At 44.4% G+C, this 13580-nt stretch carries 12 protein-coding genes and 1 tRNA gene; 8 read left to right on the plus strand and 5 right to left on the minus strand.

Annotated features, from left to right (window positions below):
• Window positions 1-32: 32 nt before the first annotated feature.
• The 7 genes from secA (at window position 33) to ACFPIK_RS07420 (ending at window position 7738) form a co-directional block, all read left to right on the plus strand.
• On the plus strand, window positions 33-3413 hold the full coding sequence (gene secA, locus ACFPIK_RS07390) for a preprotein translocase subunit SecA (RefSeq protein ID WP_377913769.1): 3381 nt from the start codon (window positions 33-35) through the stop codon (window positions 3411-3413).
• Between the two features lie 6 nt (window positions 3414-3419).
• Window positions 3420-3962: a hypothetical protein gene (locus ACFPIK_RS07395; protein WP_377913771.1), complete on the plus strand. Its 543-nt coding sequence runs from the start codon at window positions 3420-3422 to the stop codon at window positions 3960-3962.
• The gene (locus ACFPIK_RS07400) at window positions 3943-5133 is read left to right on the plus strand and encodes a M20 metallopeptidase family protein (protein WP_377913773.1); all 1191 of its coding nucleotides are present in this window, start codon (window positions 3943-3945) and stop codon (window positions 5131-5133) included. Before ACFPIK_RS07395 ends, ACFPIK_RS07400 begins: the two co-directional genes overlap by 20 nt.
• Before the next feature lie 56 nt (window positions 5134-5189).
• On the plus strand, window positions 5190-5963 hold the full coding sequence (locus ACFPIK_RS07405) for a S1/P1 nuclease (RefSeq protein WP_377913775.1): 774 nt from the start codon (window positions 5190-5192) through the stop codon (window positions 5961-5963).
• 83 nt (window positions 5964-6046) lie between these two features.
• On the plus strand, window positions 6047-6697 hold the full coding sequence (locus tag ACFPIK_RS07410; RefSeq protein WP_377913777.1) for a response regulator: 651 nt from the start codon (window positions 6047-6049) through the stop codon (window positions 6695-6697).
• A gap of 82 nt (window positions 6698-6779) precedes the next feature.
• On the plus strand, window positions 6780-7280 hold the full coding sequence (parS, locus tag ACFPIK_RS07415) for a type II RES/Xre toxin-antitoxin system antitoxin (RefSeq protein WP_377913779.1): 501 nt from the start codon (window positions 6780-6782) through the stop codon (window positions 7278-7280).
• A gap of 14 nt (window positions 7281-7294) precedes the next feature.
• Window positions 7295-7738, plus strand: a complete 444-nt coding sequence (locus tag ACFPIK_RS07420; RefSeq protein WP_377913781.1) for an RES family NAD+ phosphorylase — start codon at window positions 7295-7297, stop codon at window positions 7736-7738.
• 74 nt (window positions 7739-7812) lie between these two features.
• Here ACFPIK_RS07420 and ACFPIK_RS07425 read toward each other — a convergent pair whose 3' ends face one another.
• The 4 genes from ACFPIK_RS07425 to ACFPIK_RS07440 form a co-directional block, all read right to left on the minus strand.
• Window positions 7813-9948 carry a protein-disulfide reductase DsbD family protein gene (locus ACFPIK_RS07425; RefSeq protein ID WP_377913783.1) on the minus strand — a complete coding sequence of 712 codons (2136 nt, stop codon included), beginning with the start codon at window positions 9946-9948 and terminating at the stop codon, window positions 7813-7815.
• A gap of 164 nt (window positions 9949-10112) precedes the next feature.
• The gene (locus ACFPIK_RS07430) at window positions 10113-11501 is read right to left on the minus strand and encodes a dipeptidase (RefSeq protein WP_377913785.1); all 1389 of its coding nucleotides are present in this window, start codon (window positions 11499-11501) and stop codon (window positions 10113-10115) included.
• A gap of 147 nt (window positions 11502-11648) precedes the next feature.
• On the minus strand, window positions 11649-11972 hold the full coding sequence (locus ACFPIK_RS07435; protein ID WP_111391436.1) for a type II toxin-antitoxin system PemK/MazF family toxin: 324 nt from the start codon (window positions 11970-11972) through the stop codon (window positions 11649-11651).
• Window positions 11969-12196, minus strand: coding sequence for a DUF2281 domain-containing protein (locus ACFPIK_RS07440; protein WP_377913788.1), 228 nt, complete (start codon window positions 12194-12196; stop codon window positions 11969-11971). Before ACFPIK_RS07440 ends, ACFPIK_RS07435 begins: the two co-directional genes overlap by 4 nt.
• A gap of 95 nt (window positions 12197-12291) precedes the next feature.
• Here ACFPIK_RS07440 and ACFPIK_RS07445 point away from each other — a divergent pair, with 95 nt between their 5' ends.
• Window positions 12292-13266: an NADPH:quinone oxidoreductase family protein gene (locus tag ACFPIK_RS07445; protein WP_377913790.1), complete on the plus strand. Its 975-nt coding sequence runs from the start codon at window positions 12292-12294 to the stop codon at window positions 13264-13266.
• A 221-nt stretch (window positions 13267-13487) separates the two neighbouring features.
• Here ACFPIK_RS07445 and ACFPIK_RS07450 read toward each other — a convergent pair.
• Window positions 13488-13562 (minus strand) — tRNA-Val (locus ACFPIK_RS07450).
• Window positions 13563-13580: the final 18 nt, after the last annotated feature.

Below are 13580 nucleotides of genomic sequence, written 5' to 3' on the forward strand. Positions count from 1 at the left end.
TAAGCCCCTAAAAAGGGATTCAACACCATACCATGCTAGATTTTATTGCAAAAGGATTGGCCAAAATTTTCGGCACCAAATCCGACCGAGATATCAAAGAACTTCTCCCGAAAGTCACAGAGATCAATCAGATTTTTTCGGGATTAAAATCACTCAGTGATGATGGGCTGAGGGAAAAAACCCAAGAGCTCCGATTGAAAATCAACGAGCGGCTCAAGTCCATCGATGATAAAATCGTGGATCTTAAAAACCAAATTGAATCACTTCCTTCAGAAGCAATCCATCAAAAGGATCAGCTTTTCAATGAAATCGACAAGCTCGAGAAAGAGCGAGACTCCGAATTAGAAAAAGTCCTTGATGAGGTGATGACCCATGCTTTTGCAATTGTAAAAGAGACAGCCCGCCGATTCAAAGAACATGGAAAGCTCGAAGTATCAGCCAATATCTACGACAGAGAACTTGCAGCCCGAAAGCCAAATGTGGAAATCCAAGGCGAAAAAGCCATCTGGCATAACAAGTGGATCGCTGCCGGCAACGAAGTGGTGTGGGACATGGTCCATTATGACGTTCAGCTCATTGGTGGAATGGTCCTTCACAAAGGTAAAATCGCCGAAATGGCGACAGGTGAAGGAAAAACCTTGGTTTCAACCTTGCCAGCTTTCCTCAATGCGCTTTCTGGTAGGGGCGTGCATTTGGTAACAGTCAACGATTACCTCGCCAAGCGTGACTCCGAATGGAATGCTCCGATTTTTGAATTTCATGGATTGACAGTAGACTGCATCGATAAGTACCAGCCTAATTCTCCGGGGAGAAAGAGAGCCTATGCTTCTGACATCGTTTACGGTACCAATAATGAATTTGGCTTTGACTATCTCCGCGACAATATGGCCCGCGAAGCAGGTGATTTGGTGCAGGGTAAGCATCATTTTGCTATGGTTGATGAGGTTGACTCCGTATTGATTGACGATGCGCGTACACCATTGATTATTTCGGGCCCGGTTCCTCGAGGGGATGTACATGAATTTGATCAGATGAAGCCTAGGGTATCTACCTTGGTAGATGAGCAGCGAAAGCTGGTTCAGGGTTTTCTCGCTTCAGCCAAAAAGCATATTGCCGATGGAAATGAAAAAGAAGGAGGGTTGGCGCTTTTCAGAGCTTATCGAGGCATCCCGAAATATAAGCCATTGATCAAATACCTTTCTGAACCAGGCGTACGCGTAATCCTTCAGAAAACAGAAAATTACTACCTACAGGACAACAAGCGGAACATGCCTGAGGCAGACGAACCGCTTTTGTTTACCATTGACGAAAAAACCAATGTAATAGATCTGACAGATCGTGGTATCGAAGCCATGACTGCCAAAAACGAAGATCCAACCTTCTTTATTCTTCCGGATATCGGGGTTGTAATTGCAGATTTGGAGAAAGATTCCACTCTTGATGACAAAGAAAAGCTCATCCGAAAAGAAGAAGTAATCAAAGATTACAGCGTAAAAGCTCAACGCATCCATACTGTCAATCAGCTTTTGAAAGCTTATTGCATGTTTGAGCGTGATACGGAATACATCATCGTTGACGGCAAGGTAAAGATTGTCGATGAGCAGACTGGCCGTGTGATGGAAGGTCGTCGTTATTCTGATGGCTTGCATCAAGCCATCGAAGCCAAAGAAAATGTAAAAGTCGAAGACGCTACACAGACTTACGCAACGATTACGCTTCAGAATTACTTCAGAATGTACCACAAGCTAGCCGGTATGACGGGTACTGCGGAGACTGAAGCTGGAGAATTCTGGGAGATTTATAAGCTTGATGTAGTCGTAATTCCTACCAATAAGCCAATTATCCGTCAAGACAGAGAGGATAAAGTTTATAAGACAGTAAGAGAAAAATTCAATGCGGTCACGGATGAAATCAATGAGTTGGTAGCTCAAGGAAGACCTGTATTGGTGGGTACTACTTCCGTAGAAATTTCTGAAGTACTCAGCCGAATGCTGACGCTTAAGAAAATTCCTCATCAAGTATTGAATGCTAAGCAACATGCCCGAGAGGCCGATATTGTGGCAGAAGCTGGTAAGCCGGGCACTGTGACCATTGCGACCAACATGGCAGGACGTGGTACGGATATCAAGTTGACTCCTGAATCCCGAAAGGCCGGGGGTCTGGCGATCATCGGTACTGAGCGCCATGAGTCTCGACGAGTAGACAGACAGCTTCGCGGTCGATCCGGTCGTCAGGGTGATGTGGGTTCCTCTCAGTTTTTCGTTTCTCTAGAAGACAGCTTGATGCGACTTTTCGGTTCTGACCGCATCGCCAAGCTTATGGACCGAATGGGTCTTGAAGAAGGAGAAGTAATTCAGCATAGGATGATCACCAAGTCGATCGAGCGAGCACAGCGCAAGGTCGAAGAGAATAACTTTGGTACTCGTAAGCGCCTTCTGGAATACGATGATGTGATGAACTCACAGCGCGAAGTGGTATACAAGAGAAGAAGAAATGCACTGAAGGGGGATCGATTGGAGCTGGATATTCTCAACATCGTCTATGATGTCTGCGAGAGCCTCATTACAATGGGCAAATCGACCGAAGATGCCGAAAATCTCAGAATGAACATCTTCACCACTCTTGGGGTAGACTATCACCTTTCTGAAGGTGATCTCAAAACCAAAGATGCTGGCAAGTTGACTCAAGAGCTTTATGCCACAGCGTTTGAGACTTACCAAAAGAAAAATGGTCTCATTGCTCAGACAGCATTGCCTGTGTTCACCAGAGTTCAGGAAGAAAGAGGAGGCACAGTCAAAGATATTATGGTGCCAATCACGGATGGTATTAAGCAGATCGGTGTGGTGTGTAATTTGGAAAGGACAATTCAGACTGAAGGCCACGAATTGATCCGGGCTATTGAGAAAAACGTCTCCCTAGCTATCATAGACCAAAACTGGAAAGAACATCTACGAGACATGGATGATCTGAAGCAGTCGGTACAAAATGCCGTTTACGAGCAGAAAGACCCGCTTTTGATCTATAAGTTTGAGGCATTTGAGATGTTTAAGCGATTTATCGGCAAGCTAAATGAGGATATGATTTCCTTCCTGACCAGAGCTGATTTGCCAAAGCAGGATCCTGCTCAGGTCCAACAAGCTCAGGTACAGCGTGCTCCTGAGCCCAAAGTTCAAGCATCGAAAGCAGAAGTAGGAAGTACGTTGAATCCTGGAGCAAACCGTGCAGTAGCAGCCGCAGCTTCTGCAGGAAGACCTGCTCCACAGCCGGTGGCTCCTCGCAAAACAGAAAAAGTATATGGCAGAAATGATAAAGTCTCCGTTCAATACAAGGATGGAAGTACTAAGCTGGATGTGAAATATAAAAGTGTGGAGCAAGATATTTTGGACGGTGTTTGTGTGGTTATTGAAAATTAAAATTCAATGAAAAAACTCTGGGTAATTGGAATCTCTTTATTGGTCTTGGGATGCAAGTCCACAGTGATGGTGTCTTCGGATGGACCTACCTCATTTTCCGGTTATCAAGAAAATTTGGTTGCTTCCTTGCCTGAATATCCCGAATTCAAGTCGCCCGTTGATAAACCCAAGCCAGAGACCCTTTCTTCTTCACAGGCAGTAGACGGCCAATTGAGAGAATTGCAAAAGAGGATCTATGATAAGAATAAGTCCGAACCGTATTTTAGTGGTTTCACGGTGTTGGTCTATTCGGGAATTGATCGCAATGCTGCATTTAAATCCAGAGACGATCTTACCCTCTATTTTCCGGAAATAACTCCTGAGATGCAATATCAGCAGCCCCGGTATTTGGTAAAAATTGGTCAATACACCTATAAAGTGGAGGCTCAAAAGGCATTTTCCAGAATCAAAGCTCAATTTCCCACTGCACGAATTATTCAAGATAGATTCTTGAGAAAAGAATACGTGCCACCCGTTACTACCGATCAAAATGCTCAAGGACAGAATTAAATCCCTGGCAAAGGAATACAAAGAAGAGGTGATTGCCACACGCAGACATCTTCATGCAAATCCTGAGCTCTCTTTCAAAGAATTTAAGACCGCAGTATTTGTAGAAGAAAAACTACGCCAAATAGGTATTACCGAAATTGAATCTAAAGCTACTACAGGCTGGTCTGCCCTCATCAAAGGAAAAAACCCTGAGAAAAAAGTCCTAGCTCTGCGTGCAGACATGGATGCTCTCCCAATCGTGGAGGCTAATGATGTTCCCTACAAATCACAGAATCCTGGAGTCATGCATGCCTGTGGGCATGATGCGCATACTGCCTCTCTTTTGGGCGCTGCCAAAATTCTCCATGAAGTCAAAGACCAATTTGAAGGCACAATCAAGCTCATTTTCCAACCCGGTGAAGAATTGGTTCCTGGCGGCGCTTCCTTGATGATTAAAGATAACGTGTTGGAGAATCCCCGTCCCAGTTCGATTATAGGTCAGCATGTGATGCCTATGATTCCCGCAGGGAAAGTGGGTTTTCGTCCTGGTCTTTACATGGCTAGTACAGACGAGATATACATCACCGTAAAAGGAAAAGGAGGACATGGGGCGATGCCGGAGACATTTATCGATCCGGTATTGATTTCATCTCACATGATTGTGGCCCTTCAGCAGATTGTCAGCCGAGTAGCAAATCCCAAAATTCCATCTGTGCTTTCTTTTGGACGTGTTGAGGCATTGGGTGCTACAAACGTGATTCCCAACGAAGTGAAAATTCAGGGCACATTCAGAACACTTGACGAAGCATGGAGAGCCAAAGCACATGAAAAAATGCTTCAAATCGCTCACGGTATTGTAGAAGGAATGGGTGGTCAGTTGGATTTCGAAATCAGAAAGGGTTATCCATTTCTTAAAAACGAACCTGAGTTGACGGCTAGATCCATGGAGGCTGCCAGGGATTACCTCGGCGAAGAAAATGTTCTGGATTTGGATATCTGGATGGCTGCTGAGGATTTTGCGTTTTATTCGCAAGAAATTGATGGTTGCTTTTACCGATTGGGTACCCGAAATGAAGCCCGTGGAATTACCTCTGGAGTCCATACGCCGACCTTTGACATTGAAGAAGATGCGCTGGAAATTGGCGCAGGGCTGATGGCTTGGTTGGCTGTGTCCGAGCTCTCCAAAGGATAATTTTCCCTTAACTCAAAAATTCAGCGAAGGCATATCTTCGCATTTTTATTACAATTATGAAGAGAATACAAACCTTAACGCTTACACTTTTCTTCAGCCTTTTGGTTTCCCAAGCATTTGCATGGGGACAATTGGGTCATTACCTGATCGGGTATATGGCGGAGAAGCAAATGAAAAAATCCACGAAAAAGAAGATTGAAAAAATCCTCTTTCCCATGTCTTTGGGGAAAAGTGGTACCTGGATGGATGATATCCGATCTGATCGAAGCTATGATTATGCGACCACCTGGCATTACCTCAATAGTAAAAACGGAGAATATGATCCCAGTACTCAGGAGAAAACAGGCGACGCATATGAAGCTATTCAACGTATTAAAGCAGAGCTAAAGGCTGGTGGTTTGGATCCAAAGACAGAATCTGAAAAGCTGAAAATGCTCATTCATATGGTAGAGGATATTCACCAACCGCTGCATGTGGGCACTGGTGATGACCGTGGTGGGAATGACGTGAAAATTGAGTTTTTCAATCAGCCAACCAATCTTCATGCGCTTTGGGACAGTGGAATGATCGATCGTCAGGGAATGAGCTATACCGAAATAGGTGATGAACTTTTCCGTAGATTGACTCCTGAAATGCAGGCTAAATACCGTTCAGCTACGATGCTGGATTGGCTGAAAGAAGCCGTGAGCTACCGACCTATGGTTTACAAATTGCCAGAAAACAAGAAAATCAGTTATCAGTATATGTACGAAAATTACCACATTGCTGAGGAACGAATGATCGCAGCGAGTGTAAGGCTAGCTCAGATTTTGGAAGAAATCTACCCGTAATAGATCTAAAAAAATTTTCGAACGGCTTTTGTCTCCTAGGATGGCAGAAGCCGTTTTTTTATTTTCAATCAAACTTTTCAATTATGTCCATCAAACTTGCCATTGCTGAAGACAACAGCTTTTTGCTGAAAGCAATTCTTGAAAAAACAGCAATTTTTTCAGACATCGAAATCAAGATTCTTGCTACCAACGGAATAGAATTATTGGATAAGCTTGAAAAGAATTCCAATATCCACCTCATCTTGATGGATATCGAAATGCCCAAGATGAATGGGATAGAGGCCGTAGAAAAAGTTGCTCAAAAGTATCCACAAATCAAGGTCATTATGCTAACTGTCTTTGACAATGACGAGCATATTTTCAAAGCAATTCAAGCAGGAGCTCATGGTTATTTCCTGAAAGAAGTTGACCCTCCTACGCTGCATCAAGGAATTTTGGATACTCTCGAAGGTGGTGCTGCTATGACTCCATCTATTGCGATGAAAGCACTCAAGCTCTTGCGAAATCCCCCAAACTTTGAACAACCCAAAGAGGATATCTCTCTCACATCGCGCGAAATTGAAATTCTAGAACAAACCTCAAAGGGTCTCAATTACAACCAGATTGGAGAAAATCTATTCATTTCTCCCAAAACTGTCCGAAAGCACATCGAGAATATCTACGCCAAACTCCAAGTGCATAATAAGTTGGAGGCCGTACAAAAGGCGGTGAAAAATCGAATCATAGAGGGGTAATTTTTAAGATTCGATAAAAAAATAAGTAGAAGGAAATCATTTTTGGAAAAATGTCGTAAATTAAAAGACAAATTTCTTAGCAATGAGTGATTCAGACTATATCCAACTAATTTCCGTAGCCGAGGAGATGGCTACCTACGTGACAAGTCTTCCTCGCTATTCAAAATATCCAACGCTACATGGTGTTCCTTTGAGACGATTTTTCACAGATAGGATGATGGTTGTAGATGTGATCCGTCAGGGCATTCCGAATCCGCTTTTTATGTCGATCAAGGAATTGGCCCCATTTTCTGATCAGGAGTGGTCTGATTTTTTGGATATCTCACTTAAGTCTTTGCAGCGTTACAAAAAAGAATCGGATTACGTCTTTCGCTCGATTCATTCTGAAAAGATCATTGAGCTAATGGAGGTGACGGTTTTAGGCTTGGAGGTGTTTGATTCTGCGGAGGATTTCGGGGCTTGGCTCAATGCCAGCAGCCATGCACTCGGTAATCGACGTCCCATCGAGTTGCTTCGGGACTCTTACGGCAAAGAGTTAGTGCTGAGTGAGCTTCAGCGGATTGATCAGGGTGTTTTTGTCTGATGCGGGTTTTTCGATTGATTCGGAAAAAGTATGGAATAGAACTGTCAGGAAAAGGTGCGGCTCTCTGCGGCAACCGCTGGAATTCCAAAGGAACAGAGTTGATTTATTGTGCAGACAGTCGTGCTTTGGCCATGGCCGAGGTGGCAGTTCACCTTTCCTTATCCATTTTGCCAAAAGACTATGTGATGGTGGAGATTGATATTCCGAGTTACCTTTCTATCTCAATCCTTTCAAAGGAAGATTTACCTGTCAATTGGAGAAGTTTTCCACATGTTTTAGATACTCAACAGATTGGAGATGCATTTGTGGCTGAGCGGAAAATCTGTGTTCTGAAAGTACCTTCAGCCGTGGTTCCTGGTGATTTTAACTTTTTGATCAATCCGCAACATCCGGATTTCCCAGCGATCCAAATTGTCGGTCAGGAAGATTTTCCTTTTGATTCAAGACTTTTTCAATGATCAATTTTCAATAACCAAAACTCAATTTTCAAGGAAAAAAAATTGAAAATTGACCATTGAGTTTGATAATTGATTCATTGTCTTTGCTCATTGAATATTTTCTTCGCCCCATCCAAAAACTCGACAAAACCCGTAACATCGGTATTATACCCCCTTGGCTTAGCCAAAAGCTGCTCATTATGGTCAAGAATGACATAATACGGCTGGGCGTTGTTGTTGAATCGGGTGATCTGGAAATCGGCGTTTTGCTTGCCAAGGGTTTTTTTCAATTTTCCGTCGTAGCTCGAGGTGTACCATTCGCTTTCAGGAAGTTCCAATCGCTCGTCAATGTAGAGGGCTACCATGACAAAGTCCTCTTTCAGCCGCTTCAAAACTTGAGGATCGACCCAGACATTTTCCTCCATTTTTCGGCAATTCACACAGCCATGTCCGGTGAAGTCGATCAAGAGAGGTTTACCTTCACGCTTTGCTGCCTCCAAAGCTTGTTCGTAATCGAAATAGCCCGGAATTCCGTGGGGAATTTTCAGGAGATCAGCGTATTTGATCACTTCGGTGGAAGTAGAGGGAGTTTCCCCTGAAGCGATCCCTCCTTCAATTTTGAATTGTTGCGTAGTGATCGGAGGCAGATAACCGCTGAGTATTTTGAGCGGAGCTCCCCAAAGTCCCGGAATCATGTGAACCACAAAAGCAAAGGTAAGTAAGGCCAACAGCAGTCTTGGTACGCTGATGTGGTCCAGCTTGGAATCGTGTGGAAGTCTGATTTTTCCCAAAAGGTAAAGTCCCAAAGCCGAGAAAATCACAATCCAGATCGCCAGGAAAATATCCCGATCCAGAATGCCCCAATGGTAAACCAGGTCAGCGATGGAAAGGAATTTGAATGCCAAAGCCAGTTCCAAAAAGCCCAAGACTACTTTGACAGAATTCAGCCAACCGCCAGACTTCGGCAAGCGCTGCATCCACTCAGGGAAAATCGCAAACAAGGTAAACGGAATCGCAAAGGCTAATCCAAAGGAAAACATGCCTAACACAGGCTTGACCAGTTCTCCGCCTGCAGAGGAAATCAGGATAGAACCCACAATAGGCCCGGTGCAGGAGAAGGAAACTAAGACCAAGGTAAAGGCCATAAAGAATACGCCTCCCAAACCTCCTTTTTCCGCTTTCGCATCGATCTTATTCACAAAGCGGGAAGGCAAAGTCAATTCAAACATCCCCAAAAATGCCAAGGCAAATACAATGAAGATCAAAAAGAAGAACACATTTGGAATCCAATGTGTCGCAAGCCAGTTAGCAAACTCAGGACCCTGAATTGCAGCAACGGCCGTTCCGGCAATCGTGTATATTGAAATGATGGAAATCCCATAAATAAATGCCTGACGGATACCTTCGGATCGTTTTTTGGAGCGTCCGGTAAAGAAGCTTACCGTCATCGGAATCATCGGAAACACGCAAGGAGTAACCAATGCAGCAAGCCCAGCCAGGAAAGCAAGTACCATAAATCCCCAAAGCGATTCAGTTTCGCCTTCCGCGGTGAAGTCTTGGGGAATTTCAGTTTCCTGTTCTGCTTCTCCTGTTTGCTGTCCTGCTTCTCCAGAAGCAGGACTTAAAGCAAATGGTGATTCAATTGAAGTCGAATCACTCGCTGATTGTTTATTTTCTCCTTCAATTCCGACTGTTTGGTTTGCTGCTGCTACAGGAGAACTTGCAGATTGTGTTTTCGGCGTGCTTTCCTTTGCAGTAAACTTGATTTCAATATCCTGCTCGTAATTGATGCATTGTCCGGTTAGATCGGAGCACATTTGGTATTCGAGAGAGCCTTTGATAGTTCCGGAAGTGACTTTGATGGTCAAAGGCTGCTCAAAACGCCCTTTTCCCATAAAATAGGTCACATCTCCTTCCCAGACCTCGTCTAATTTTTTCTTCGGATTGATGGCTTTAAGTTTAGAGGCTATCACAAAATCTCCGGATGAGGCCGGTACAAACTCGGTCAAAAGCGGGCCCAAATCCTTGTCAAAATCATTGGAATACACGTACCAACCCATCGGGATCTCCGCCTCCATGATCACTGTAGCTTTTTCTCCCACTTGCAATTCCTTTGGTTCAAGAGTAAAGGTCCACTTGGGTGGCTTTACCAATTGAGCTTGGGCAAGAAAGGAGATCAAAAGAAAAACCGGAAGCAGAAGCTTACCGATCTTTTGAGGAGTTGGGTTCATGCAAGGTTGGGATTTACTCAGGTAAACAGGGATTTTGGAATTAGGGTTCTGCTTAAGAGGTTGTCAAATTGAGCGAAGTCGAAATGTTTTACTTAATTAACTGCCTTCGACTCCGCTCAGGCGGACGGCCATTCCTAAATGACAGCCGATTTAGGCGACTTTGATCACTTTCCGCTCAGACTTTTGAAGTGCCTGAAGAAAGCTGCAATGGTCTCGATTCCGATGAAGTAGTTTTTCACGCCATAATGCTCATTCGGAGAGTGAAGAGCATCGGTATCCAGGCCAAAGCCGAACAGGATCGGATCGCTTCCCAATTCTTTTTGGAACAATGCCACAATCGGAATCGAACCCCCTTCACGTGTTGGAATCGGTCTTTTTCCGAAGGTTTCTTCCATCGCTGCTTCTGCTGCCTGATAGCCGATTGATGAATCAGACACTACTGCAGGAGCTCCGCCATGATGGGCTTTGACCTTTACTTTGACGGATTTTGGCGCAATGGCTTTGAAATGAGACTCGAAAAGCTGCGCAATCTCATGCCAATCCTGATCCGGAACCAATCGCATGGAGATTTTTGCATAGGCCTTGGAAGGCAATACTGTCTTCGCCCCTTCTCCGGTATAGCCACCCCAAATGCCGTTCACATCCAAGGTTGGACGGATACCCACGCGCTCGATGGTGGTGTAGCCTTTTTCGCCGTGAACATCTTCGATATCGAGTTTGCCTTTGTATTCTTCAAGGTCAAAAGGTGCTTCATTCAGTCGCTGACGTTGCTGAGCGGTCAGTTCCTGGACTTTTTCATAAAATCCCGGAATGGTGATGTGCTCGTTTTCGTCTTTCATAGAAGCGATCATTTTGCACAGTACATTGATTGGGTTGGCGACAGCACCGCCGTAAGTTCCTGAATGAAGGTCGCGATTGGATCCTGTCACTTCTACTTCCATGTAAGCCATGCCGCGAAGTCCGACTGTGATGGACGGATCCTGCATGCTGATCATGTGGGTATCGGAAATCAAAATCACATCAGCTTTCAGTCGCTCTTTGTTTGCTAAGACGAACTTGTCCAAGTTGTCCGAGCCAACTTCTTCTTCCCCTTCGATCATGAATTTGACATTGCAAGGCAAATCTCCGGAAGCCATCATGGCCTCGAATGCCTTGATGTGCATGTAGAATTGTCCTTTGTCGTCCGCAGATCCACGGGCAAAAATGGCTCCTTCGGGATGGGCAGCTGTGTTTTTGATCACCGGCTCAAAGGGAGGAGAATCCCAAAGCTCATATGGGTCAGCCGGCTGTACGTCGTAGTGCCCGTAAACAAGGACTGTTGGTAAAGCCGGATCTATGATTTTTTCACCGTAAACGATCGGGTAACCGGCCGTTTCGCAGATTTCGGCTACATCCGCACCGGCTTTTTCCAGTGATTCTTTGACAAACTGGGCCGCTGCAAAGACATCGTTTTTGAATTTGGGATCGGCGCTGACGGAAGGAATCCGGAGGAGATCCAAGAGTTCATTGAGGAATCGGTCTTTGTTGGAGGCGATAAAAGCAGCTACGGACATAGTTAGGGTGATTTAGTTTTCTAAAGGCCTCAAAATTATTCCTTTCGGGAGGATTTGCCTAGGAATTTTTGATTTTACCGCAAAGGCGCCGAGGTCGCAAAGAATAATGCTTAAGGAGAAAAAGTTTAAGCTGAATATCAGGTTAATTCAAGGCTTAATATTGAACAGATCAATCAAGCATTGGTCCACATCATATAACTCTTTTTGGGATAATTCCCCCAACTTGCCCAAAATTAGGTCTTTACTTATCGTTGCCATTTTACTAAGTCTAACAAGCGATTTCACTTTTATGCCGTTTAGTAAAGACGGGAATAAAACGATGTCATGGTTTGAGGACCATTTGATTTGAGAGGTGATAAAAGAAACGGTTACATCTAATTCGTTGGAAAATAATACTAGAGCAGGTCGATTTTTAGTTCCTGTCAAATCAGAAAAGGGAAATGGAATTAGTATCAAATCGCCTTTCTTCACTTGTACTTTTCTTTAAGGTCTTCCTCAGAATAAATCTCCTCGTCATCTTCCAAAAAATCGAAAGATTTGGACTCAGAAACCATTTTTTGAATTCCTTCGGTTAGGATCTGATTGTCAATTTTGAATAGTAAAAACTCAGCAAAGTCAGAGACTTCTTTCACTTTCTGATCTGGTAATTGTTCCAAATGCTGAAGAGTCTTTTGGATTAGGCTTTCCCGAGTCATTTCTTGAATTTTTGATAATAACCGAAATTAAAAAGAAATTGGTTTACTATAAGTTATAAGTAGCACATTCTTGCCTTCGTGGCAAAACTCAAACTATGAAAGCACTACTCTGTACCCAATTTGGCCTTCCTGATACCTTAACGGTAAAGGAAATTCCAGACCCCAGTCCTGCCTCAAATCAAATCCTGATCGCTGTCGAAGCCTGCGGGGTTAATTTTCCCGATGTGCTGATTATCCAGAATAAGTACCAGTTTAAGCCGGAATTGCCTTTTGCGCCGGGAGGAGAAGTAACGGGAAAAATCATCGGTTTGGGTGAGCAAGTTCAGGGATTTCAGATTGGGCAGCCGGTTTTGGCGCTTTGTGGATGGGGTGGCTTTGCCGAAAAAGTTGCTGTAGATACAGACCGGGTGTTTCCTTTGCCTCCCGGTCTATCAGCAGAAGTTGCAGCTACCACGCTTTACACCTATGGCACTTCGTACTATGCGCTAAAAGACCGAGCAAATCTCCAATCCGGAGAAACGTTGCTGGTGCTGGGTGCGGCAGGCGGAGTAGGTTTAGCCGCAGTAGAGTTGGGAAAAGTAATGGGTGCCAAAGTCATTGCGGCGGCTTCTTCGGAAGAGAAGCTTGCCCTCTGCAAGGAAAAAGGCGCCGATCTCACGATCAACTACGAAACGGAAGATCTCAAAACCCGCATCAAGGAACTCACCACCGGCAAAGGGGTAGACGTGGTCTATGATCCTGTTGGAGGAAAATTCACCGAATCGGCACTCCGAGGTATGGCTTGGAAAGGTCGCTACCTGATTGTGGGCTTTTCCAATGGAGAAATCCCCCAAATCCCAATGAACCTGCCTTTGCTCAAAGGCTGTTCGATTATGGGCGTCTTTTGGGGACAGTTTTCCAAAGTGGAAGCAAAGGCGAGTTTCCAGAATATCCGCCAACTGGTGGCCTGGATTCAGGAAGGAAAGATCAAGCAGCATATCGGGAGGACCTATTCTTTGGAAGAAGCTCCCGAAGCCTTACAGGCAATTTTGGATCGGAAGATGCTGGGAAAAGGGGTGGTGGTGATTTAATGGTTTTATTTCACGCAGATAGGCGCAGATTTCTTTCGCTGATGTCCGCTGATTTTATCAGCGAAAATCTGTGGCTTTTTCTGTGAGAATCTGCGGGAAACACAACTATTCAAAAATTTTTACCATGAAATCCGTAAGTCAAACTTTCGATTTTCATGGTAAAATGAAATTAAAAAAGGCACAAAACCTTGTCGACTTTGTGCCTTAGTGGTTGAACCAAGTGGAATCTAAGGGATTCGAACCCATGACCTCTGCTCTGTCAAAGCAGCGCTCTAAACCAGCTGAGCTAAGATTCCAATTTTGACCGATCTAAA

The sequence above is a fragment of the Algoriphagus aquatilis genome (assembly GCF_042657405.1).
Classification (GTDB): domain Bacteria; phylum Bacteroidota; class Bacteroidia; order Cytophagales; family Cyclobacteriaceae; genus Algoriphagus; species Algoriphagus aquatilis.